The sequence below is a fragment of the Geodermatophilus marinus genome, assembly GCF_003428645.1.
Lineage (GTDB): Bacteria > Actinomycetota > Actinomycetes > Mycobacteriales > Geodermatophilaceae > Geodermatophilus.
Genome location: NZ_QVQH01000028.1, coordinates 44,985 through 65,758, shown reverse-complemented (window position 1 = coordinate 65,758; position 20,774 = coordinate 44,985). Strand labels below are relative to the sequence as shown.

At 75.1% G+C, this 20,774-nt stretch carries 18 protein-coding genes, 1 tRNA gene and 1 riboswitch; of the genes, 14 read left to right on the top strand and 5 right to left on the bottom strand.

Features of this window, described 5'->3' with window-relative positions:
* Positions 1-82 precede the first annotated feature (82 nt).
* Positions 83-1,165, bottom strand: a complete 1,083-nt coding sequence (locus D0Z06_RS21590) for a hypothetical protein (protein ID WP_117379598.1) — start codon at positions 1,163-1,165, stop codon at positions 83-85.
* Positions 1,166-1,353: 188 nt separating this feature from the next.
* Here D0Z06_RS21590 and D0Z06_RS21585 point away from each other — a divergent pair, with 188 nt between their 5' ends.
* From D0Z06_RS21585 to D0Z06_RS21565, 5 genes are all read left to right on the top strand, one after another.
* Positions 1,354-1,887, top strand: a complete 534-nt coding sequence (locus tag D0Z06_RS21585) for a hypothetical protein (protein WP_147332107.1) — start codon at positions 1,354-1,356, stop codon at positions 1,885-1,887.
* Between the two features lie 180 nt (positions 1,888-2,067).
* Positions 2,068-2,520: a hypothetical protein gene (locus D0Z06_RS21580; RefSeq protein WP_147332106.1), complete on the top strand. Its 453-nt coding sequence runs from the start codon at positions 2,068-2,070 to the stop codon at positions 2,518-2,520.
* Complete coding sequence (locus D0Z06_RS21575) at positions 2,517-3,146, top strand: GPP34 family phosphoprotein (protein ID WP_147332105.1); 630 nt, start codon at positions 2,517-2,519, stop codon at positions 3,144-3,146. The genes D0Z06_RS21580 and D0Z06_RS21575 overlap by 4 nt, the downstream gene beginning before the upstream one ends.
* Before the next feature lie 111 nt (positions 3,147-3,257).
* Positions 3,258-3,330, top strand: a tRNA-Thr gene (locus tag D0Z06_RS21570).
* A 274-nt stretch (positions 3,331-3,604) separates the two neighbouring features.
* The gene (locus D0Z06_RS21565) at positions 3,605-4,219 is read left to right on the top strand and encodes a hypothetical protein (protein ID WP_147332104.1); all 615 of its coding nucleotides are present in this window, start codon (positions 3,605-3,607) and stop codon (positions 4,217-4,219) included.
* A 27-nt stretch (positions 4,220-4,246) separates the two neighbouring features.
* Here the strand turns inward: D0Z06_RS21565 and D0Z06_RS21560 are convergent, their stop codons facing one another.
* Positions 4,247-4,690, bottom strand: a complete 444-nt coding sequence (locus tag D0Z06_RS21560; RefSeq protein ID WP_117379593.1) for a DUF5313 family protein — start codon at positions 4,688-4,690, stop codon at positions 4,247-4,249.
* A gap of 109 nt (positions 4,691-4,799) precedes the next feature.
* Here D0Z06_RS21560 and D0Z06_RS21555 point away from each other — a divergent pair, with 109 nt between their 5' ends.
* The 6 genes from D0Z06_RS21555 to D0Z06_RS21530 all read left to right on the top strand — a co-directional run bounded on the left by D0Z06_RS21555 (position 4,800) and on the right by D0Z06_RS21530 (position 12,052).
* Positions 4,800-5,231 carry a CBS domain-containing protein gene (locus tag D0Z06_RS21555; RefSeq protein WP_117379592.1) on the top strand — a complete coding sequence of 144 codons (432 nt, stop codon included), beginning with the start codon at positions 4,800-4,802 and terminating at the stop codon, positions 5,229-5,231.
* A gap of 45 nt (positions 5,232-5,276) precedes the next feature.
* Positions 5,277-6,194, top strand: a complete 918-nt coding sequence (rarD, locus tag D0Z06_RS21550; RefSeq protein ID WP_117379607.1) for an EamA family transporter RarD — start codon at positions 5,277-5,279, stop codon at positions 6,192-6,194.
* A gap of 71 nt (positions 6,195-6,265) precedes the next feature.
* A complete protein-coding gene (locus D0Z06_RS21545) occupies positions 6,266-6,670 on the top strand; it encodes a DUF3263 domain-containing protein (RefSeq protein ID WP_117379591.1) in 405 nt (134 codons plus the stop codon).
* Positions 6,671-6,942: 272 nt separating this feature from the next.
* Complete coding sequence (locus tag D0Z06_RS21540; protein WP_147332103.1) at positions 6,943-8,184, top strand: LytR C-terminal domain-containing protein; 1,242 nt, start codon at positions 6,943-6,945, stop codon at positions 8,182-8,184.
* 98 nt (positions 8,185-8,282) lie between these two features.
* On the top strand, positions 8,283-11,183 hold the full coding sequence (locus D0Z06_RS21535) for an alpha/beta fold hydrolase (protein WP_233517877.1): 2,901 nt from the start codon (positions 8,283-8,285) through the stop codon (positions 11,181-11,183).
* Entirely contained in the window at positions 11,180-12,052 is an 873-nt protein-coding gene (locus D0Z06_RS21530; protein WP_117379588.1) for an ABC transporter permease, read from the top strand. Before D0Z06_RS21535 ends, D0Z06_RS21530 begins: the two co-directional genes overlap by 4 nt.
* Before the next feature lie 61 nt (positions 12,053-12,113).
* On the opposite strand, the gene D0Z06_RS21525 is transcribed toward D0Z06_RS21530, so the two are convergent.
* Entirely contained in the window at positions 12,114-12,935 is an 822-nt protein-coding gene (locus D0Z06_RS21525; RefSeq protein WP_117379587.1) for an HAD family hydrolase, read from the bottom strand.
* Positions 12,936-12,994: 59 nt separating this feature from the next.
* Positions 12,995-13,111, top strand: a riboswitch (SAM riboswitch).
* Positions 13,112-13,123: 12 nt separating this feature from the next.
* Here D0Z06_RS21525 and thrC point away from each other — a divergent pair.
* The 3 genes from thrC to groL all read left to right on the top strand — a co-directional run bounded on the left by thrC (position 13,124) and on the right by groL (position 16,997).
* Positions 13,124-14,425, top strand: a complete 1,302-nt coding sequence (thrC, locus tag D0Z06_RS21520) for a threonine synthase (RefSeq protein WP_199522465.1) — start codon at positions 13,124-13,126, stop codon at positions 14,423-14,425.
* 200 nt (positions 14,426-14,625) lie between these two features.
* A complete protein-coding gene (locus D0Z06_RS21515; protein ID WP_091218572.1) occupies positions 14,626-14,826 on the top strand; it encodes a cold-shock protein in 201 nt (66 codons plus the stop codon).
* 542 nt (positions 14,827-15,368) lie between these two features.
* Positions 15,369-16,997, top strand: coding sequence for a chaperonin GroEL (groL, locus tag D0Z06_RS21510; protein ID WP_117379586.1), 1,629 nt, complete (start codon positions 15,369-15,371; stop codon positions 16,995-16,997).
* Positions 16,998-17,218: 221 nt separating this feature from the next.
* Here groL and D0Z06_RS21505 read toward each other — a convergent pair whose 3' ends face one another.
* Together D0Z06_RS21505 and D0Z06_RS21500 are read right to left on the bottom strand one after the other, a co-directional pair.
* Positions 17,219-18,640 carry a glucose-6-phosphate dehydrogenase gene (locus tag D0Z06_RS21505; RefSeq protein ID WP_117379585.1) on the bottom strand — a complete coding sequence of 474 codons (1,422 nt, stop codon included), beginning with the start codon at positions 18,638-18,640 and terminating at the stop codon, positions 17,219-17,221.
* Positions 18,641-18,801: 161 nt separating this feature from the next.
* Positions 18,802-20,724 (bottom strand): fibronectin type III domain-containing protein, encoded by a 1,923-nt coding sequence (locus tag D0Z06_RS21500; protein WP_147332102.1) that lies wholly within the window; start codon positions 20,722-20,724, stop codon positions 18,802-18,804.
* Positions 20,725-20,774: the final 50 nt, after the last annotated feature.

Sequence of the window (20,774 nt, the reverse complement as noted above, 5' to 3'; positions counted from 1 at the left end):
CCGGGCCCGACGGAGACCGACAGTGGAAGAGCCGGACAGACCGGCGGCTCACCCACGGCCACGCCAGCCAACCAAGATCAGATCAGGCGCTCGCGGACTCCACCAAGATCGACGGTGGATCGAGGCTGAGCGGGTCCACCGTCTCGGCGAGCAACGCGGAGCGGATCGACGCCGCGGCGGTTCCCGCGCGCCCCTGTCCCAGACGCAGCAGGGCCAGCCCCGGCTGCGGGTCCCGGCCGAGGTGGTGCGCACGGCGGTAGGACTCCTCGGCGGCCGCGCGCCGGCCACGCATCCTGGCCAGCTCGCCGAGCAGGTAGTGGCCCTCGGCGGCGGGCAGGACGGCGACCCCCTCGAGCTCGGTGCACGCCCGCGCGGCCTCGGCCTCGCTGCGCTCCCAGTCGCCGGCCACCTGGAGGACCTGCGCCCGGTGCACCCGGCACATGCCGGGGTACGTCGCCGCCAGGGGCAGGGTCTCCAGCCATCGGGACGTCGCCCGCACCCACGACCACGCCCGGCGCAGGTCGGCGAGCTCGTAGCTGGCCGACATCAGGTGGCAGTAGATGTTGCCGGCCCACTCCGGCAGGACCTCGCCGGACACCACGGACACCATGGCCTCGTCGAACCGGGCCATGCCCTCGCGCACGTGGCCCTGGCGCACGAGCACCCGCCCCTCCCCGAGCAGGCCGGAGGCGACCAGCGTCGCGTCCCCGAGCCGACGGCCGAGCTCCCGGACCCGTCGCGCGGCCGCGAGGACCGCCTCCCGGTCGGGGTCGCCGAACGCGCACTCGACCTCCAGCAGGTAGGTGAGGTAGCCCTGCTCCACGCACTCGGGCTCGTCTGCGAGCAGTTCGGCGGCCCGGCCCAGCCACCCGGACCCGGCCACGTCCTCCCCTCGCATGAGCTGGTTGACCGCCACGCCGAGCGCGGCCGTGGCCGCCGACCGGGGCCGGCCTGCCCGCAGGAACGCGCCGAACGCACGGGTGCCGAGCGCCACCGACTCGTCGACCCGGCACAGCCACCAGGCGCAGTCGGCGAAGGCGGCGAGGTCGTCCGCGGACAGCAGCGACAGGTCGCCGACGGCGGTGTACGCGGCGTGGGCGTCAGCCCAGCGGCGACGTCCGACCGCTGACCGCGCCGTGGCGAGGAGGGCTCCCGGCTCGCTCATCCCGGGCCTTCCGCAGGCTGCTGGGCACATCAGCGTACGGGCATCCCGGCCTGCCGATCCCCGATCCCGACTCCGCCGTCCCGACCGGTGCCCCCCGGCCCGATGGCCCGGGCAGCCGCCCCGGCCCGGGCGATGTCGGCGTGGGGCTGCATCCAGCCCACACGTCCGGGCGACTGCGTGCGTTGGGGATGTCGACGCCGACGCGGCTCGTCCAGGATCCCGTCGTGGTGATCGCGATCGCGGCAGCGGTGCTCGTGCTGGTGGGCGTCCCGCTCGTCGCCTGGCGGGCCGGTGGTCGTCAGGCGTGGCGACGCTCACGGACGGAGGCGGACGCGTACGTCCCCCTGGAGATGAAGCGGCGTCACGACCTCCAGCGGGGTGAAGTGCCGGTGGTGGAGCGTGCTGCCACCTGGGGCCGTGAGTTGCAGGACGACCGCCTGCGGGCGGCCGTTGTGGAGCTGGCCGAGCGACAGACAGGACCGGGAGGCGGACGCCGGCTGCTCCCGCTGTGGCTGGTGGTGCTCTTCGCTGCCTTCGGCGCAGTCCTGGTCGGCTTCCTCGTGTTCTCGGCGGCCGAGGGGCGCTGGCCCTGGGGCACCTGGCTCAACCTCGTCGTCCTGGGTGGCTACGGGGTCGTGGGGTGGCGCTGGCAGACGGGGCCGGGACGAGCCGTGCGGCTCAACAGGGCTCCGCGCTCGCCGTCGCGGCGCGGAGGAGCCTGATCACGCAGGCTCCGCTTGCCCACCGGTGCGATGACCGAGGCCTCGGGATCGACTCCGGACACCCGGCCGGCCTCGGCCGTGGCCCTGCACCCTCGGCTGGCCCGGGGCGGTTACGGCCATCAAGATCTGCTGCTACACCGCTGGTGGGGGACGCGTGGCCGGAGCGGGCAGGCTGCGGCGGTGACGCGACCTGCGGAGGGGACGATGGAGGAGCGGGCGTCCGGCGACGTGCCCGAGACGGTGCGGCGGCCGCGGTACCTCGAGGGGCTCTACCTCTCCTACCTGCTTGCCACGCCCACCCACGGGCTGCTCCCGTTGGTGCGCCGGCTCGCCGGAGGCACCGGGGTCCAGACCGGGCCCTACCTCGTGCTCCCCGTGAACGCGGGAGTGCACGGCTGGATCAAGCGGTACCAGCGCGCCGATGGGCGTACGCCCCGACAGCGCTCGGTCGCCGGGTGGGTTCTCGTGACCTGGCAGCTCGGCACTCCCGTGCTCGCGTCCGTGCCGCGGCAGATGGTGGTGCTGAGAGGTCGTTCTCCGCTGTGGGGCTACCTGCTCAACCTCGTCGTCGGGGCCTCACTGGACGTACTGGTGTGGTGGCGGGTTCGCCGCCGGCGCTCTCCTCGGCCATGAGTGCAGCCGGGATCGCGAAGGCGCTCTCCGGTGAGGGTGTCGCGACGCGGCTGGCGCTGCTCTGCCTGCAGCGGGACGGGCGGATCGCGACATCCCACTGGGCCGACCAGGCGGTGCGCGCCGGGATCCTCGTCGACCTGGCCCTGCACGGGAGGCTCGTCGACGAGCCGGACCACGTCGCCGTGGTCGCCGCGGCTGAAGACGACCCGCCGCACGCGGCGTTGGTGCACCAGATCCTCGCGCACCCCGAACGGTCGCTGGCGGAGGTGATCGAGGACGCCGACGTCGGCCTCGTCGAGATGACCGCCTGGCTGGTCGACCGGGGCCGGTGGGTGGCCAGGCCCACGAGGCTCCCCTGGCGGCACGACCGGTACCGGCCCGCGGATCCGTCGCTCTCCCGCGCGACGCTCATGCCGTTCGTCTCCGCGCTGGCCCCGGGTGGCGAGCTCACCACTCCGGCCTGGGCGGCCACGGCGGTGATCGCACGCGTTGCCGGGCTGCTCGACGGCCGCTTCGGGTACGCCGACGACGAACTCGTCGACGTGTGCGGACCGGTCGCCTGGGTGGTCCGCACGGGCGCCGAGCAGATCTTCCGCGCCCGCGTGTGGTACCGCGTCGTCACCTGAGACCCGGTGCGGGCCGACAGGCACGAGGCTCGGCACGCGCGGTCGTCCAGTGCCGCGCAGTTGTCCCCTGCGCTGTCCCTATCCTTGTCCCGGGACTTGTTCCCATGTCCCGCCGGCGTGGCGCAACTGGCAGCGCACCCGACTTGTAATCGGGCGGTTCGGGGTTCGAGTCCCCGCGTCGGCTCTCCCTCCCGCTTCCCTGGGAGTTCCGTGACTCCCGGGTGACGGCTCGGCAGCCCGGCTGCGGGCCCGCGCCGGCCCCGCGACGGGCGGTCCGGCCTCTCCACCAGCGCGGCTGCGCCGGTCGGCCACCGAGCCGGCGGTCACGGAACTGCGACGGACGTTTGCGGCCCGGTGACACACCGCGCGGTCTCGCGTGCCACCCGTGGCCCCGGGCACGGCCTGTGGTGCCAGACGACGAGGCGGGCCGTGCGGCCGGCCGTGCGAGGAGGTACGACATGAGCACGAGCAGCAAGGCGGTCCCGGGTCTTCGCGGGCGGGCCGGCCGCAGCACTGCCGCAGTGGTGGCGCTCGGGTTGGGGCTGGCCGGGATCACCGGCTGCAGCGACTCCGCCGGACCGGAGGCCGGTGAGGTCACCACCCAGGATCTCCAGGAGCTCGAGGACGAGCTCGCCGGCATCGACGAGCGCGTGGGCGTCCTCGAAGAGGGTGGGGTCACCGGCGGCGACGTCATCTCCGACCCCAGCGCCGGCGACGACACCACCGCCTTCTTCGGCGACACCGAGAGCTACCTGGGCGAGGAGGTCACGGTGAGCGCCGCGGTCTCCGAGCTGACGCCGACCGCCGACGTCGGTGCGTCCTTCCTCATCGGCGGGGACGTGGGCGACCCGATCCCCGTGGTGTGGACCGGGGAGCCGCCGACGCTCGGGGTCGACGACGTCGTGCAGGTGACCGGGACCGTCTACCAGGTCCAGCAGGACACGTTCGAGGAGGACTTCGGCATCGCCGCCGACGACCTGTTCGAGGACGCCGCGGGCTGGTTCTCCGCGGAGGAGGGCGACGTCGCGATCTCGGCCGGCGAGGTCACGGTGCTGCAGGCGCAGGCCGACTGACCGGGTCCCCGGGGCGGTGCGGGTGGCTCAGTCGAAGCTGCCCGCGCCGTCCCGGCGGTAGGGGGAGCGGCGCTCGAGCCGGTCGCGCTCGACGCGCCGCTCCCGCAGCCGCGCCGCCGTGCCGACCGGGTAGCCGGCCTTGGAGACGCGGTGCTCGGTGGTCTCGACCATGAACGCCAGCGAGAAGACCAGCCCCATCAGCAGGCCGCCGGCCGCGGCGGACAGCCGGTAGACCAGCGGCACGGGGACGGCGACCAGGCACAGCACCAGCACGGGCGTCAGCTGCACCAGCGCGCGGGCGAGGTGGCGGCCCACCCAGCCCGGGCGCGTGGTGTCGGAGAGCACCCAGGGGGACAGCCGGGACGGCAGCCCGCCGCCCAGCGCGTAGCGCAGCCACTGCAGCGGCGAGGGCCGGTCGGGGACCGACGCGGCGGTCCGGCCGGCGGTGGCGCCACGGGGTCGGAAGGGCACGTCCCGACGGTAGGCCGCCGAACGGTCCGCGCCCACCTGCGCGGGGATTGCCCCGGAGGACCGGCGGGGAGCAGACTTCGCGCCACCGCCTGGTCCGGGGAGGCCCGCCGTGCACATCCGCTCCCTGCTCCGCCGCAAGGGCTCGGCCGTCACCACGATCGCCGCCTCCGCCAGCGTCCGGGAGGCCCTCGACCGCCTGGCCGAGCACGGCATCGGCGCGCTCGTCGTCTCCTCCGACGGGCGCACGGTCGAGGGCATCGTCTCCGAGCGCGACGTCGTCCACGGCCTGCACCAGCAGGGGACGGGCGTGCTCGACGAGCCGGTCTCGGCGGTCATGACCGCCGAGGTGCACACGTGCGTCCCCGGGGCCGGGGTCGAGGAGCTGGCGCGGACGATGACCGACCACCGGGTGCGCCACGTCCCGGTCGTGGAGGACGGCGCCCTGGTCGGCATCGTCTCCATCGGGGACGTCGTCAAGGCCCGGCTGGACCAGCTCGAGGAGGAGCGCGCCCGGCTGGTGGACTACATCCAGACCGGCTGAGGCCGCTCCCGGGCGCGGTCGGTGCCCGGGCGTACCGTGCCCGCCGTGGACGAGCGGCGGCTGGGTGTGCTCTCGGGACTGGCCGCCTACGGCATGTGGGGCCTGTTCCCCCTGTACTTCCCGCTGCTGGAGCCCGCGGGTGGGGTCGAGATCGTCGCCCACCGGGTCGTCTGGTCGCTGGTCTTCGTGACGCTGCTGCTGACGGTCGCCCGCTCCTGGGCCGCGGTGCGCGCCGCCGTCGCCGACCGGCGCACCCTGCTGGTCCTCCTGGGCGCGGCGCTGCTCATCGCCGTCAACTGGCTGGTGTTCGTGGTCGCGGTCAACTCCGGCCACGTCGTCGAGACCTCGCTGGGCTACTTCATCAACCCGCTGGTCAGCGTGCTCCTCGGTGTCGTCGTGTTCGCCGAGCGGCTGCGGCCGCTGCAGTGGGTGGCCGTCGGCACCGCCGCCGTCGCGGTCGCCGTGCTCACGGTCGACTACGGCCGGCCGCCGTGGATCGCGCTGGCGCTGGCCGCCAGCTTCGGCCTCTACGGGCTGATGAAGAAGCTGGTGCGCGTGGCCGCGGCTCCCGGGCTGTTCGTCGAGACCGCCCTGGTGGTCGTCCCGGCCGTGGTGGTGCTGGCCGTGCTGCAGGCGCGGGGCGAGGGGACGGCGGGCACCGCGGGCACCGGGCACCTGCTGCTGCTCATGGGCTCCGGCGTGGCGACGGCGATCCCGCTGCTGCTGTTCGCCGCGGCGACCCGACGCGTGCCGCTGTCGACGGTCGGCCTGCTGCAGTACGTCACCCCGCTCATGCAGCTGGCGATCGGCGTCTTCGTCTACCGCGAGCCCATGCCGCCGGCGCGGCTGGCCGGGTTCGTCATCGTCTGGGTGGCCCTCGCGGTGTTCACCGCCGACAGCCTCCGCCAGGCCCGCGCCGGGGCCCGCCGGAGGGCCGCCGAGGTGGCGCCCGCACCGGTGTGAGCGTCGTCCCCGGACCGTCGTCCCCCGGGTCTACCGTCGACGGTGCACGACCCGCCAGGGAAGGACCTCCGATGTCGCTCGACCCAGCTCCCGCGGTCTCCCCGCCGGGGGGCGAGGGGAACCCGCCGCCCGCCGTCATCGAGCCCGCCGTCACCGAGCCCGCCGTCACCGAGCCCGCCACCGGGCCACCCGCCCCCGAGGCCGCACCGCCGCCCGCGGGCCTGTCCCGCCGCGAGCACGAGATGCTCCTCTTCGAGCGGCAGTGGTGGCGCCGGCCCGGGGCCAAGGAGACCGCCATCCGGGACCGCTTCGGCGTCCCGCCGACGCGCTACTACCAGGTGCTCAACGCCCTGGTCGACCAGCCCGCGGCTCTCGCGGCCGACCCCCTGCTCGTGCGCCGGTTGCGCCGGGTCCGGGCCGCCCGCGGGCAGCGCCGCTCGTCGCAGGTCCTGGGCAAGGGGGGTTCCGCGGGCTAGATTTGGTCACCGTGGGCAGGCACGCGGCGTCAGGCAGTGACGTAACGGAGCGCGGGAGCGCCCCTCTCCCGCACGGTCGCCGCCGTACCGACCAGCCCCGGAGGCCCGTCGAGCCCGATCTCGACGACCAGCCCACCACTCCCGGCCGCAGCCGTGCCGACCGCCGTCGCGAGGGGCTGCTCCCGGTGGCGGAGGACCCCGGCCGCCGCCGGCCGGCCCCGCCGCGCCCGGTGCCGCCCGCTGCCGGCCGCTCGGGCGGCCCGCTGCGGCCCGTGCCGGCCCGGTCCGGCGCCACCGGGCAGTCCTCCGGCACCGCCGAGCCGGCGCGCACGCCGGAGCCCGCGCCGCTGACCCGCCCGCGCCTGCCCCTCCCGCCGTCCTCGGCGCCGCCGGCCGCCCCGGCGACGCCGGTGCACGTCGGCCCGAGGACCACGGTGGCGCCCTTCCAGGCCGTGCCCACGCCCGGGTACGGCGAGGACCCCCTCCCCGACGAGCTCCCCGCCGAGCCGGAGCGGCCGTCGGCCACCGCGCCGGCCTGGGCGCCCGCCGCGACGCCCGGGCAGCCCACCCCCGGGCAGCCCGGCTACCGGGACTGGACCAGCCCCTCCCGCGACGAGCGCCCGGTCGCCCCGGCCACCGAGGCGATCCCCGACCGCACCCCCGCCCGCGGCCGCGCGGCGGCCCCGGCCACCGAGGCCATCCCCGACCGCACCCCGGCCCGGGGCCGCGACGACGACCTCGACGACCTCGACAAGCTCGACGACCACGGGGACGACCACCTCGATCACCTCCGCGACCACCTCGGCGACGACGACCGCCGCCGGCCGGCCGCCGCCCCCGGACCGGTCACCGGGCCCACGACCGGTGTCGTGGGCGGCCGCGCCGCGATGCGCGCCGAGCGGCAGGCCCTGGAGGCCGAGCGCCGCAAGGCCGCCCGCCGAGCCGGGGTCAGCGCCTCCGCCCTGCGCGCCGCCGACCCGGACAGCCGGCCCTCGGGCGTCCGGCGGGCCGCGACCGGCCTGCTGGCCGTCGCCGTCATCGCCCTGCTCGTCCTCGGCGTCCACTCCTTCACCGCCTCGGACGCCCGCGAGGCGGCGCAGAGCCAGGCCGCGCCCGCCACGGCAACCCCGGTGGCGTCCGCGCCCGCCGTCCCCAGCGCGCTGCCGTCGCTGTCGGTGGCGCCGCTGCCGCCGGTGGAGGAGGCCCCGGCCGGCCCCGTGCGCAGCCCCGTCACGGTGCTCAACGCCACCGGCATCAACGGCCTGGCCGCCGACATCGCCGCCGCCCTCGGCGCCGAGGGCTGGGAGTCCCCGGGCGTCGGCGCCTACACCGGGGGGGACGTCGCGGCGACGACGGTCTACTACACGGCCGGCGACCCGGCCCAGCAGCAGGCCGCCGAGCAGCTGGCCCAGGACTTCCCGCAGATCACCACCGTCGCCACCCGCTTCTTCGAGGTGCCCGACGTCGCGGCCCCCGGCATCGTCGTCGTCGCCGCGGGGGACTGGCGGCCCTGAGCGGTCGCCGCGGGGGGCCGGCGGCAGCGAGCGGTCGCCGCGGAACACCGGGCGTGGCTCGCCCGTTGGGCGCTTTCGTGCGTCCCGTCCCCGGGTCCGTGCGTCCCCGCCCGCGCCCCGGTGCGCGCGCGACGCTCGCGGCCCTGCTCACCGCTCTGCTCACCGCCGTCCTGGTCGCCGGCACCCCGGCGGCCACCCCGGCGGCGATCGCGGCGGAGGACGGGTCGGGGGCGGCGGTCGCCACCGAGGAGGCGCGCGTCCCCTCCGGCAGCGGGGCGGACGCCGTCGAGCTCGACACCACGCTGTTCGTCCCCGACTCCGCGACCCCGGCCGACCCCGCGCCCGCCGTCGTCCTGGCGCACGGCTTCGGGGGCAGCAAGGACTCCGTCGCCGAGGACGCCCGCGCGCTGGCCACCCGCGGCTACGTCGTCCTCACCTACTCCGCGCGCGGGTTCGGCGCCAGCACCGGGCAGATCGGCCTCAACGACCCGCGCTTCGAGGTCGCCGACCTGTCCACGCTGCTCGACCGCCTCGCCGGGCGCGACGACGTGCTGCTCGACGCGCCGGGCGACCCCCGCGTCGGCGTCGCCGGCGGCTCCTACGGCGGCGCGCTGGCCCTGCTCGGTGCGGCCTACGACGACCGCGTGGACGCCATCGCGCCGCAGATCACCTGGAACTCGCTGACGACCGCCTTCTTCCCCTCCCGGGTGGGCGACGCGGAGCCCACCACGGTGGCCGCCGCGCCCGCGACGGGGGAGACCGGCGTCTTCAAGCAGGTGTGGGCCGGGCTGTTCTTCAGCATCGGCGGCGCGCCCACCGGGGGCCTGCTCGACGCGCTGGGCGGTGGGCCCGGGGCTCCCGGCGGCGGCCCCGGGGGTGCGGCTCCGGCCGTGGACCCGGCGTCCCTGGACCCCGCGACGGTGGAGCAGCTGCTGACCTGCGGCCGATTCCGCCCCGAGGTGTGCGCCGCCTACCAGGACGCCGCGACGACGGGCACGCTGACGCCGGAGATCGCCGCGGTGCTCGACCGGAGCAGCCCTGCCGGTGTGCTCGACCGCGTCGACGTGCCCACCCTGCTCGTGCAGGGCACCCAGGACTCGCTGTTCGGCCTCGACCAGGCCGACGCCAACGCCCGCGGCATCGCCGCCACCGGGGCCCCGGTGGCCGTCGTCTGGTACGAGGGCGGGCACGACGCCCAGGCCTCGGCCGAGACCACCGAGCGGCTGCGCGAGCGGGTCGCCGGCTGGTTCGACCGGTACCTGCGGGACGCCGGTGACCCCGCCCGGGCCGGCGACGGCGGCCCGGCCTTCGAGTTCCCCGCGCCCACCGGCGTCGCCAGCGGCCTGGCCGTGCAGGGCGGCGGCGGTCGCACCGTCACCGCCGACGCCTACCCCGGCCTGGACGGCACGGCCCCGGCCGACCGCGTCGCCGTCCCGCTGACCGGCGGCGTGCAGCCGGTCACCGCACCCGCCGGTGGCTCGCCGGCGGCGCTGACCACCTACCCGGGTCTCGGGGCGCTCACCGCGGCCCTGGGCGGCACGACGATCGAGATCCCCGGCCAGTCCGCCGCCTTCGAGAGCGCGCCGCTGGACCAGGCCGTCGAGGTCGTCGGCGCCGGCACCGTCGACCTCGCGGTCACCGCGCCCGGGGGCACCGCCACGCTGTTCGCCAAGCTCTACGACGTGGGCCCCGACGGGGTGACCACCCTGCCGGCCGGCCTGGTGGCACCGCTGGCGCTCACCGGGCTGTCGGCCGACCCCGCCGCCCCGACGACGGTGACGGTCACGCTGCCCGGCATCGTGCACCGGTTCGAGGCCGGCCACACGATGCGGGTCGTCGTCTCGACCACCGACCAGGCCTTCGCGCTGCCCGCCGAGCCCACCGTCTACGGCATCGCCCCCGTGGGGGACGGCGCCGTCCTCGCCGCCCCGCAGGTCCCCGGCGAGACGAGCGCCACCGCCGGGGTCGCCCGGTGGTGGGTGCTGCTCGGCGTCCTGGTGACGCTCGGCCTCCTCGGCTGGCTGGCGGCCGTGCTGTGGGGCCGCCGGCGCCGGCGCGTCGTCTCGCACGTCGAGCCCGACGGCGAGGACGTGCCGCTGCGCTTCACCGGCATCACCAAGGCATACAAGGACGGCTTCGTCGCCGTGCGCGACCTGTCCTTCGAGGTCCGGCGCGGCCAGGTGCTCGGGCTGCTCGGTCCCAACGGCGCGGGCAAGACCACGTCGCTGCGGATGCTCATGGGCCTGATCCGGCCGACCGAGGGGCGGATCAGCATCTTCGGGCACGCGGCCGGCCCCGGCGCCCCTGTGCTCTCCCGGCTCGGGTCGTTCGTGGAGGGCACCGGCCTGCAGCCGCACCTCTCCGGCCGGGACAACCTCCGGCTGTACTGGGCCGCGACCGGCCGCCCGGCCGAGGACGCGCACATGGAGGAGGCGATCGAGGTCGCCGGCCTCGGCGCGGCCATCGACCGGCCGGTCCGCCGCTACAGCCAGGGGATGCGGCAACGGGTCGCGATCGCGCAGGCGATGCTCGGCCTGCCCGACCTGCTGGTCCTCGACGAGCCGACCAACGGGCTGGACCCGCCGCAGATCCACGCGATGCGCGAGGTGCTGCGCTCCTACGCCGCGACCGGCCGCACCGTGATCGTCTCCAGCCACCTGCTCAGCGAGATCGAGCAGACCTGCAGCCACGTCGTCGTCATGGCCAAGGGCCAGAAGATCGCCCAGGGCACGGTGGAGGAGATCGTCGGCGCCGGGGGCGCGGTGCTCGTCGGGCTCGCCGACGGCGCCGACGCCGACCGGGCGGTCGCCGTCCTGGAGGGGCTGCCCGGCGTCGCCGCGGAGCGGACCGATGAGGGCGTCGTCGCCGAGCTGGACGGCACCAGCCGGGCGCGCGCGCTGCAGGCCCTGGTGGAGGCCGGGGTCGAGGTCGAGGCGTTCACGCCGCGCCGGCGGCTCGAGGACGCGTTCCTGGCGCTGGTGGGGGAGGAGACGCGATGACCGTGTCCGGGCACGTCCAGCCGACCGGCGCCGTCGCCGGGTACCGGCCCGAGCGCACGCTGCGGCTGTCGGTGGAGCTGCGCCGCCAGTTCAAGCGGCGGCGCACCCTCGGGGTCCTCGCGCTCATGGTGGCGCTGCCGCTCATCCTCATCGGCGCCCTCCAGCTGGGCGGCAGCGAGGAGGCGGCGGAGAACAGCCGGATCAACCTGGTCGACGTCGCCACGGCCAGCGGCCTGAACTTCACCCTGTTCGTGCTGTTCGCCACGACGTCGTTCTTCCTCGTCGTCGTGTACGCGCTGTTCTTCGGCGACACGGTGGCCGTCGAGGCGCAGTGGGGCTCGCTGAGGTACGCGCTGGCCACGCCGATCCCCAGGGCGCGCCTGCTGCGGCAGAAGTGGTACGCCGCGCTGGTGCTCTCGGTGGGGGCGCTGGTCACCCTCGTCGCCGTGGCGCTGGTGGCCGGCGGCCTCGCCTTCGGCTTCGGCGACCTGCGGACGCCGGTCGGGCTCTCCCTCGACCAGGGCGAGGCGCTGCTGCGGCTGGCCGGGATGGTCGGCTACCTCGCCGTCCACCTGCTCGTCGTCGGCACCCTGGCCTTCTGGCTCTCGACGATCACCGACGCGCCGCTGGCCGCGGTCGGCGGCGCGGTGTTCACGATGTTCGTGTTCGCCATCCTCGACCAGGTCGAGCAGCTGGGGTCGATCCGCGACTGGTTCCCCACCGCGGAGGAGTTCGCCTGGACCGACCTCCTGCAGACCCCCGTCGACTCCGGCGACCTCTTCCGCGGGGTGGTCCAGTCGCTGGTGTACGCGGCGGTGTTCACCGCGCTGGGCTTCCGCCACTTCGCCCGCCGCGACGTCACGTCGTGACCGGTTGACGGACCCCGTCCCCCCACCCCTCGCACGCTCGGGGCGGTGCCCTGGACGGGGCCTACAGGCTGGCGCGGACGGCCTGGGCCCAGCCCTCGCCCATCGCCGCGTCGGTCACGGTCGCGTTGGGGACGGCGGCGATCCGGTCGGCCATCCCGTCGACCACCGCCCCGTTCGCGGTGATGAACAGCCGGCCGACCGCCGGCGCCATCTCCAGGTCGCTGACGCTGTCGCCGATCGCCACCGCGTCCTCCGGGCCCAGGCCCCGCCGCGCCAGGTCCCAGGCGATCGCGGCGCCCTTCGAGATGCCGCGCGGCATCAGGTGGTAGACCCGCGGCGGCGCCGGGTCGGGGACCAGCGTCATGCGGGTGGTCGCCGTGATCGCCCCGTTGTCCTTGAGGGTCAGCCAGCCCAGCCCTCGGGCGGCCAGGTCGGCGTCCACGGCCAGCGGGTCCACCCGGCCGCGCAGCAGCGCGTCGGAGGTGTGCGTGGCGTGCCACGGCGCGTGCCACTCGAGCCGGCCGGGGTGCGCGGCCACCAGGTCCTCGACGACGCCGAGCTCGGCCATCACCTCCACGGGCGTGCGGCCGGCGTGCGCGGCCGGCAGCTCCCCGGCCATCCGGTGCACCCCGCGGCCGGCGTCCCAGCTGACCACCGAGCCCAGCTCGGCGATGGCGCCGTCCGCCGCGAAGATGCGCCCGGCCTCGACCACCTGCTCGAAGGTCCGGCCGCTGACCAGCACGAGGGCCACGCCGGCCCGGTGCAGGTCCAGCAGCGCCGCCGCGGGGTCGGCGGTCAGGTCGCGTCCCGCGGTGTGCCAGAACGACCCCCGCGGGCCGACCATCGTGCCGTCGAGGTCGGTGTAGACGATGCGCGCGCTCACGCGCCCATCCTCGCCGGGTCCGCGGGGACGCCGGCCGCCCGGGTAGACTCCGGCCGTTCCACTCATCCAGAGGGGCAGAGGGACACGGCCCGACGAAGCCCCGGCAACCGCCGCATCGCGGAAGGTGCCAATTCCGTCCCGCCCGGCTCGACGGCCCGGCGCGGGGAAGATGAGGAGGTAGTCGTCGCATGACCCTGACCGCTCCCGGTTCTGCCCAGGCGGACTCCAGCGCGGGTGGCCCCGTCCCCCCGTGTCCGGCCCGCGGGCTCGTCTGCCGCAACTGCGGCGCCACCTTCGGGCTGATCGCCGAGCACGCCTGCGCCGAGTGCTTCGGCCCGCTCGAGGTCGACTACGACCCCGACCTGCTCAAGGCGGTCACGCGGGAGCAGATCGAGGCCGGCCCGCAGAACATCTGGCGCTACGCGGCCCTCCTCCCGGTCGGGCAGCACCCCGCCGAGCGCGTCTCCCTCGACCCGGGCATGACGCCGCTGGTGCGCGCGGACCGGCTGGCCGCCGAGCTCGGTCTCACCGGCGGGCTGTGGGTCAAGGACGACTCCGCCAACCCCACCCACTCGTTCAAGGACCGCGTGGTCTCCCTGGCCGCCACCGCCGCCCGCCGCCTGGGGTACGCCAAGATCGCCGCGGCCTCGACCGGCAACCTGGCCAACTCGGTGGCCGCGCACGCCGCCCGGGTGGGGCTGCCCTCCTACGTCTTCATCCCCGCCGACCTGGAGCCGGGCAAGGTCGTCCAGTCGGCGGTCTACGGGCAGACGCTGGTCGCCGTCGACGGCTCCTACGACGACGTCAACCGGTTGACCAGCGAGCTCGCCGAGACCGACGAGTTCGAGGACACCGCCTTCGTCAACCAGAACGTCCGGCCCTACTACGCCGAGGGCTCCAAGACGATGGGCTACGAGATCGCCGAGCAGCTCGGCTGGCGGATCCCGGCCCAGGTCGTCATCCCGATGGCGTCGGGGTCGCTGCTGACCAAGGTGGACAAGGCGTTCCGCGAGCTCGCCGCGGCCGGCATCGTCGAGGCCACCGAGTGGCGGGTCTTCGGCGCCCAGTCGGCCGGCTGCGACCCGATCGCGACCGCCTTCGACAACGGGTGGGACGTCGTCAAGCCGGTGAAGCCGACCGGCATCGCGAAGTCGCTGAACATCGGCAACCCCGCTGACGGGCCCTACGCGCTCGACGCGGTCCGCCGCACCGGCGGCTCCGTCGGCCGGGTGGGCGACGACGAGATCGTCCGGGGCATCCGCGACCTCGCCCGCACCACCGGCGTCTTCGCCGAGACCGCCGGCGGCGTGACCGTGGCGGTGCTGCGGCAGCTGGTCGAGGACGGCCGGCTGGACCCCGCCCGGGAGACCGTCGTGCTCAACACCGGCGAGGGGCTCAAGACCCTCGACCCGCTGCAGCCGGTCGTCGGGCCCACGCACCGGGTGGAGCCGTCGCTGCGCTCGGTCCGGTCGGCGGGGCTCATCGGCTGATTGGTACAGTCGGACCCGTTCCGGAAGGGTGCCGCCTACCCCTCCGGTGTGACTCCTGCGTGAGGTCTCTCTCACCTGCGCTCCCGTGCTGTACCGTCTCGCGCGGTTCGAGTTCCACGTTCGTGTCCGACGGGCGGGAGAGCGAGTAACCCGGCCCCGGTCAGCGGGGTTCGTCCGCACGCACGAATGCAGGAGCGCACGTGGCACAGGGCACCGTGAAGTGGTTCAACGCCGAGAAGGGCTTCGGCTTCATCGCCGTCGACGGCGGTCAGGACGTCTTCGTCCACTACTCGGCCATCCAGATGGACGGCTACAAGAGCCTCGACGAGGGCCAGCGGGTCACCTTCGAGGTCGTCCAGGGCGAGAAGGGGCCGCAGGCGGACGCCGTCCGCGTCGCCTGAGCCACCCAGGTCCTCACCGAGGCCCGGTCCCCTGCAGGGGGCCGGGCCTCCGTGCTGTGCTGTGCTCTCTGTCGGCCTACCGGCCTCCACCCGCGGCCAGGTGCCGTCCCCCACCGCCGCGGAGCCGTGCGGCCGCGTCCCTCCTCGGGGACCCTCGGGCCCCGCTCGTCGGTCGCCCACCGCGGCCACGTGCCGTCCCCCTGTCGGGCGGAGCCGTGCGGCCGCTCGCCGTCCCCGTACCCGCCGTTCCGGTGGGGTGGGTGTCCGGCAGGGGGACGGCGATGGCTGGTGGGAGCCCGCCGCGCGCCGCGTGCGAGCCCGGTCACGCCGGCCGGGAACAGGCGCCGGTCACCCCCCGTTCTTGCACTCGGCAGGGTCGAGTGCCAAACTCTCGGTTGGCACTCGACAGTGCCGAGTGCCAACCAGGTCGGAACGGTGAGGCACTGGTGCGCGGACCGACGGAGCGTCCGCGGCGCCGGTGTCGTCCGTCGCGGGCGCCGGTCCCGGCCGTGCAGCGATCCATGCATGGAGGACATCACCACATGGCCAAGATGATCGCCTTCGAGGAAGAGGCTCGCCGCGGTCTCGAGCGGGGCATGAACACCCTCGCCGACGCCGTCAAGGTGACCCTCGGTCCGAAGGGCCGCAACGTCGTGCTCGAGAAGAAGTGGGGCGCTCCCACCATCACCAACGACGGTGTGAGCATCGCCAAGGAGATCGAGCTCGAGGACCCTTGGGAGAAGATCGGCGCCGAGCTCGTCAAGGAGGTCGCGAAGAAGACCGACGACGTCGCGGGTGACGGCACCACCACCGCCACCGTGCTGGCCCAGGCGCTCGTCCGCGAGGGTCTGCGCAACGTCGCCGCCGGCGCCAACCCGATGGCTCTGAAGAAGGGCATCGAGAAGGCCGTCGAGTCGGTCACCGAGTACCTCCTCTCGACCGCGAAGGACGTCGAGACCAAGGAGCAGATCGCCGCCACCGCGTCGATCTCCGCCGCCGACGCCGCCATCGGTGAGCTCATCGCCGAGGCGATGGACAAGGTCGGCAAGGAAGGCGTCATCACCGTCGAGGAGAGCAACACCTTCGGCCTCGAGCTCGAGCTCACCGAGGGCATGCGCTTCGACAAGGGCTACATCTCGCCCTACTTCGTCACCGACGCCGAGCGCATGGAGGCCGTCCTCGACGACCCGTACGTGCTCGTCGTCAACTCCAAGATCAGCTCGGTCAAGGACCTGCTCCCGCTGCTGGAGAAGGTCATGCAGTCGGGCAAGCCGCTGGCCATCATCGCCGAGGACGTCGAGGGCGAGGCCCTCGCGACCCTGGTCGTGAACAAGATCCGCGGCACCTTCAAGTCCGTCGCCGTCAAGGCCCCGGGCTTCGGTGACCGGCGCAAGGCCATGCTGACCGACATCGCCATCCTCACCGGTGGCCAGGTCATCAGCGAGGAGGTCGGCCTCAAGCTGGAGAACGCCGGTCTCGAGCTGCTCGGCCGGGCCCGCAAGGTCGTCGTCACCAAGGACGAGACGACGATCGTCGAGGGCGCCGGGGACACCGACCAGATCCAGGGCCGGGTCAACCAGATCCGCGCCGAGATCGACAAGTCGGACTCCGACTACGACCGCGAGAAGCTGCAGGAGCGCCTGGCCAAGCTGGCCGGTGGCGTCGCCGTCATCAAGGCCGGCGCCGCGACCGAGGTCGAGCTCAAGGAGCGCAAGCACCGCATCGAGGACGCGGTGCGCAACGCCAAGGCCGCCGTCGAGGAGGGCATCGTCGCCGGTGGTGGCGTCGCCCTGGCGCAGGCCACCACCGTCGCGTTCGAGAAGCTCGAGCTCGAGGGTGACGAGGCCACCGGCGCCAACATCGTGCGCGTCGCGCTCGAGGCGCCGCTGAAGCAGATCGCCGTCAACGCCGGCCTTGAGGGCGGCGTCGTGGCGGAGAAGGTCCGCGGGCTCGACACCGGCCACGGCCTCAACGCCGCGTCCGGCGAGTACGTGAACCTGGTCGAGGCCGGCATCATCGACCCGGCCAAGGTCACCCGCTCGGCGCTGCAGAACGCCGCCTCCATCGCGGCGCTGTTCCTCACCACCGAGGCCGTCATCGCCGACAAGCCGGAGAAGGCCGCCCCGGCCATGCCCGGTGGCGACGGCGGCATGGGCGGCATGGACTTCTGAGTCCACCGCTGCCGCACCGGTAGCACCAGCACCACCCAGCAGGGGCGGTCCCGCAGCGCGGGGCCGCCCCTGTCGGCGTCCGCGGGGTCCGACGTCCCCGGGGCGACCGTCGGAGGTGCCGGAGGTACAGGAGGCTTTCCCCCGTGCTGAGCGCCAGGACGGGGGGAAAGCCTCCTGTACCCATGACGGGGCCGACCGTCGGGCCGCGGCCGCCGCGGAGGTCAGCCCCGCCCGTCGCCGAGCAGCCACCCGCAGGGCTCGGCCAGCGCCTCGGCCTCGGCCGGTCCCCAGGAGCCGGGGGCGTAGCCGTGCACCGCGGGCGGGTCCTCCTGCAGCGGGGCGAACGCCCGCCAGGCCTGCGCGAGCCCGTCGCCGCTGGTGAACAGCGACCGGTCGCCGACCAGGACGTCGTGCAGCAGCGAGGCGTAGGGCGGCAGCGGCGTCCCGCCCGGGACGTCGGCCAACTCCAGCGTCGCGGTCGCCCGGGCCAGCGCGAGGTCCGGGCCGGGCTGCTTGGCCACCAGCGCCAGGTCCACCGCCCCGGAGCCGGACAGCGACAGCGACAGCACGTTGCCGTGGCCGGGCGGGTCGGTGACCGGCCCCTCCGGGACGCGCATCAGCAGGCTGACCCGCTGCTCGCTCGCGGCCATGCGCTTCCCGGTGCGCAGCACGAACGGCACGTCCCGCCACCGGTCGGTGTCCACCCAGAGCCGGGCGGCGACGTAGGTGTCGGTCCGTGAGTCGTCGGCCACGCCGTCGATGCCGGTGTAGCCGTCGAACTGGCCGAGCACCACCTCGCCGGTGTCGAGCGGCCGGAAGCAGGACAGCACGGCCTCGCGCGCCCGCCGCAGGTCGTCGGGGGCGAAGCTGGCCGGGGGCTCCATCGCCACCTCGGCGGCCAGCTGGAACAGGTGGGTGACCAGCATGTCGAGGCCGGCGCCGGTGGCGTCGTAGAACGCCGCCCGCTGGGCGACGTCGAGCTCCTCGGGCACGTCGATCTGCACCTGCGCGACGTGCTCGCGGCTCCACAGGTGCTCGAACATGCCGTTGGCGAACCGCAGCACGTGCAGGTCCTGGGTGCCCTCCTTGCCGAGGAAGTGGTCGATCCGGAAGACCTGCTCCTCGTCGAGCACGGAGAGGACCAGGTCGTCGAGCTCCCGGAAGGTCTCCGGCGAGGTCCCGTAGGGCTTCTCGTAGACGACCCGCGCCCCCTCGGCGAGGCCGTGCCGCTGCAGGCCGCGGGTGATGTCGTCGAAGGCCTCGGGGGGGACGGCGAGGTAGTGGACCAGCTGCACGTCCCCGCCGAGGTCGCCGCGGACCCCCTCCAGGACGTCGCGCAGGGTGCCGGGGTCCTCCGCGGAGAACCCGCCGCCGGCGAAGCGCAACCGGCCGGCGAAGTCCGCCCAGAGGCGCTCGGCGTCCCCGTCGCCGTCCCCCAGCGGCCCGAACTCCTCCAGCGCGGCGCGGGCGAGGTCGGTGAACTCCTCGTCCGACCGCTCGCCCCGTCCGCTGCCGATCAACCGCCAGTCCGCGGGCAGCAGGCCCTGGCCGGCGAGGTCGAAGAAGGCCGGGAGCACCATGCGCCGGGAGAGGTCCCCGGTGGCGCCGAACAGGACGAAGGCGGTGGCGGGCAGGTCGGTCACGGCGCTCCCTCGGCGGTCGGGCTGCGGTCACCGTCCCCGGTGCCCCGGCCGGCCGCCGGTCACTCGCCGCCCGGCGCGCGGACGTGCCGAGGGCCCGCCACCGACCGGTGACGGGCCCTCGGGTCGCGGTGGTCACCCACCGCCGTCCGCGCTGCGGGGGGTCAGCGCGACCGGGTCATCGCCGCGACCAGGCCGGCGCCCGAGTCGGAGACGACGGTGAACCGGTTGTCGGAGGGCAGGACCGGCCCGTTCCGGAGGTCGACCGACCAGGTGCCGTCGGCGTTGACCGGGACGTTGAGCTGGATGACCGAGCCCGAACCGGGGACGGTGCCCACCCGCAGGTGCACCCGGTTACCGGTCGTGTCGGCCGCGGTGCCCTGGATCCGGTACTCGCGCTTGTCGGCGCGGTACTGGGCCCGCGTGATCGTGACCACGTCGTTGGGCGTGACCTCCGCGCTGACCCCGTTCGCCGCGGTGCCGCCGGTGCGCAGCTCGCCGGCGAGGGCGAACACCGCGACGGTGTAGCCGGTGCCGTTGGTCAGGCCGGGGACCGTGCCGGAGGTGGCCGTCGCCGCGACCTGCGCGGTGACGGTCGGGGCCGCCGTGCCGTCCGCGGGCGCGGGGCCCGTGGCGACGATCTCGTAGCCGGTGACCGGGCTGGTGGCGCTGCCCGGCTGCGCCGCCGTCCACTCGACGGTGACCGACTCGTGGCCGGCGAGGACGCGGGTCATCGAGAAGGCCGACGGCGCGACGGCGACCGGCTCCTCCGTGCCCGGGTCGGTGGTGCCGTCACCCGGGTCGGTCGTGCCCCCACCGCCGGTGCCGCCCCCGGTGTCGGGGTTGGTCGGGTCGACCCAGGGCGTCAGGGTGCCGTCGGCGCCGAGCGTGCCGAGCTGCACGACCGGGCTCCACTGGCCGTTGGTGGCCTCGAGGATCAGCGGGTAGGCCTGGTCGGCCACCAGCCCGTGGATGATGGCGGAGTTCTCGCCGGGGTTGGCCGGCTGCCGGACCGCGATCTCCTGGCCGGTGACGGTGTCGACCGCGGCCACCCGGTACTGGGCGATCGGGTTGGCGTCGGCCGGCTGCGCCGGGGTGCTCCAGGTCAGCGTGATGTCGGTACCGCTGCGGACCGCGGCCACGCTGGTGGGGGGCACCGGGGCCTGGGACGCCGGGCCGGCCGGGCAGCCACCGAAGCCGGGGCCGTCGGCCTCCCCGAACTCGTAGAGCGAGTTGCCGAGGGCCAGCTCGCCGGCGTCGGCCATCCACGAGGTGACGACGTGCTCCCCGTCGAGCACGCGCTCGGCGTCCGCGGCCGAGTACATGCTGAAGGTGACGGAGAACTCGCCGTTCTCGGCCGTGCCGGTGACCTCGTAGCCCGGGCCGCCGTTCGGCTCGGCCGGATCCACGACCGGCGTCCAGCCGATCGCGCGCTCACCGATCAGGGTGGGCGGCGTGGAGGGGTCGGGCCGGCGCATCTCGGGGTTGACCACCTCGACGACGAACCGGTCGAGGCTGAACCGGGTGCCGAAGTCGTCACCGTAGGTGCCGCTGATGGTGACCGTGCCCTCGACGTCGCCCTCGACGTCGGTCGCCGCGAAGTCGCTGTGGGTGACCTCGGTGATCGCCGCGGAGCTGACGTAGGCGCCGTCGGTGAAGGCGGTCTCGCTGAAGCGGACCTCGACGAGGTCCCCGCCCTGGATGTTGGGCGTGACACCGGTCCAGCAGGAGCCGCCGGGGTGGTTGAACTCCAGGAAGCCGGTCGCGTCGATGACGCCCTCGCCGATGCCGACCTGCTGGCCGTTGCGGCTGACCGTCACGGTGGCCGTCTCGCCCGCCTGGTCGGCGTAGCCCTCCAGGGCCACCATGTCGCGCTTCGGGAAGATCTCGATGTTGCCGGGCCCCAGCGGGGGGTTCCCGGCCTGGGCGATGCCGGTGAGGGTCACCAGCGCCCCGGTCGCGGTGGCGGCCGCCAGGCCCCCGGCGAGGATGCGTCGGGTACGGCGCGACGGTCGCGACGCGGAGGGGTCGGTGGGTCCCGTCCCGCCCCCGCGACCGCCCGAGCCGGTCGGTCGTGTGCTCGTCATGGTCATCTCCGCGGTCGCGCCGGCCCACGTCCCTCGGTGGGCCGGACTGG

What these genes read in the sequence shown, in the direction of transcription:
- D0Z06_RS21590 (WP_117379598.1), bottom strand. Translation starts at nt 1,165, where the DNA reads ATGAGCGAGCCGGGAGCCCTCCTCGCCACGGCGCGGTCAGCGGTCGGA.
- D0Z06_RS21585 (WP_147332107.1), top strand. Translation starts at nt 1,354, where the DNA reads ATGTCGACGCCGACGCGGCTCGTCCAGGATCCCGTCGTGGTGATCGCG.
- D0Z06_RS21575 (WP_147332105.1), top strand. Translation starts at nt 2,517, where the DNA reads ATGAGTGCAGCCGGGATCGCGAAGGCGCTCTCCGGTGAGGGTGTCGCG.
- D0Z06_RS21565 (WP_147332104.1), top strand. Translation starts at nt 3,605, where the DNA reads ATGAGCACGAGCAGCAAGGCGGTCCCGGGTCTTCGCGGGCGGGCCGGC.
- D0Z06_RS21545 (WP_117379591.1), top strand. Translation starts at nt 6,266, where the DNA reads ATGTCGCTCGACCCAGCTCCCGCGGTCTCCCCGCCGGGGGGCGAGGGG.
- D0Z06_RS21530 (WP_117379588.1), top strand. Translation starts at nt 11,180, where the DNA reads ATGACCGTGTCCGGGCACGTCCAGCCGACCGGCGCCGTCGCCGGGTAC.
- thrC (WP_199522465.1), top strand. Translation starts at nt 13,124, where the DNA reads ATGACCCTGACCGCTCCCGGTTCTGCCCAGGCGGACTCCAGCGCGGGT.
- groL (WP_117379586.1), top strand. Translation starts at nt 15,369, where the DNA reads ATGGCCAAGATGATCGCCTTCGAGGAAGAGGCTCGCCGCGGTCTCGAG.
- D0Z06_RS21500 (WP_147332102.1), bottom strand. Translation starts at nt 20,724, where the DNA reads ATGACGAGCACACGACCGACCGGCTCGGGCGGTCGCGGGGGCGGGACG.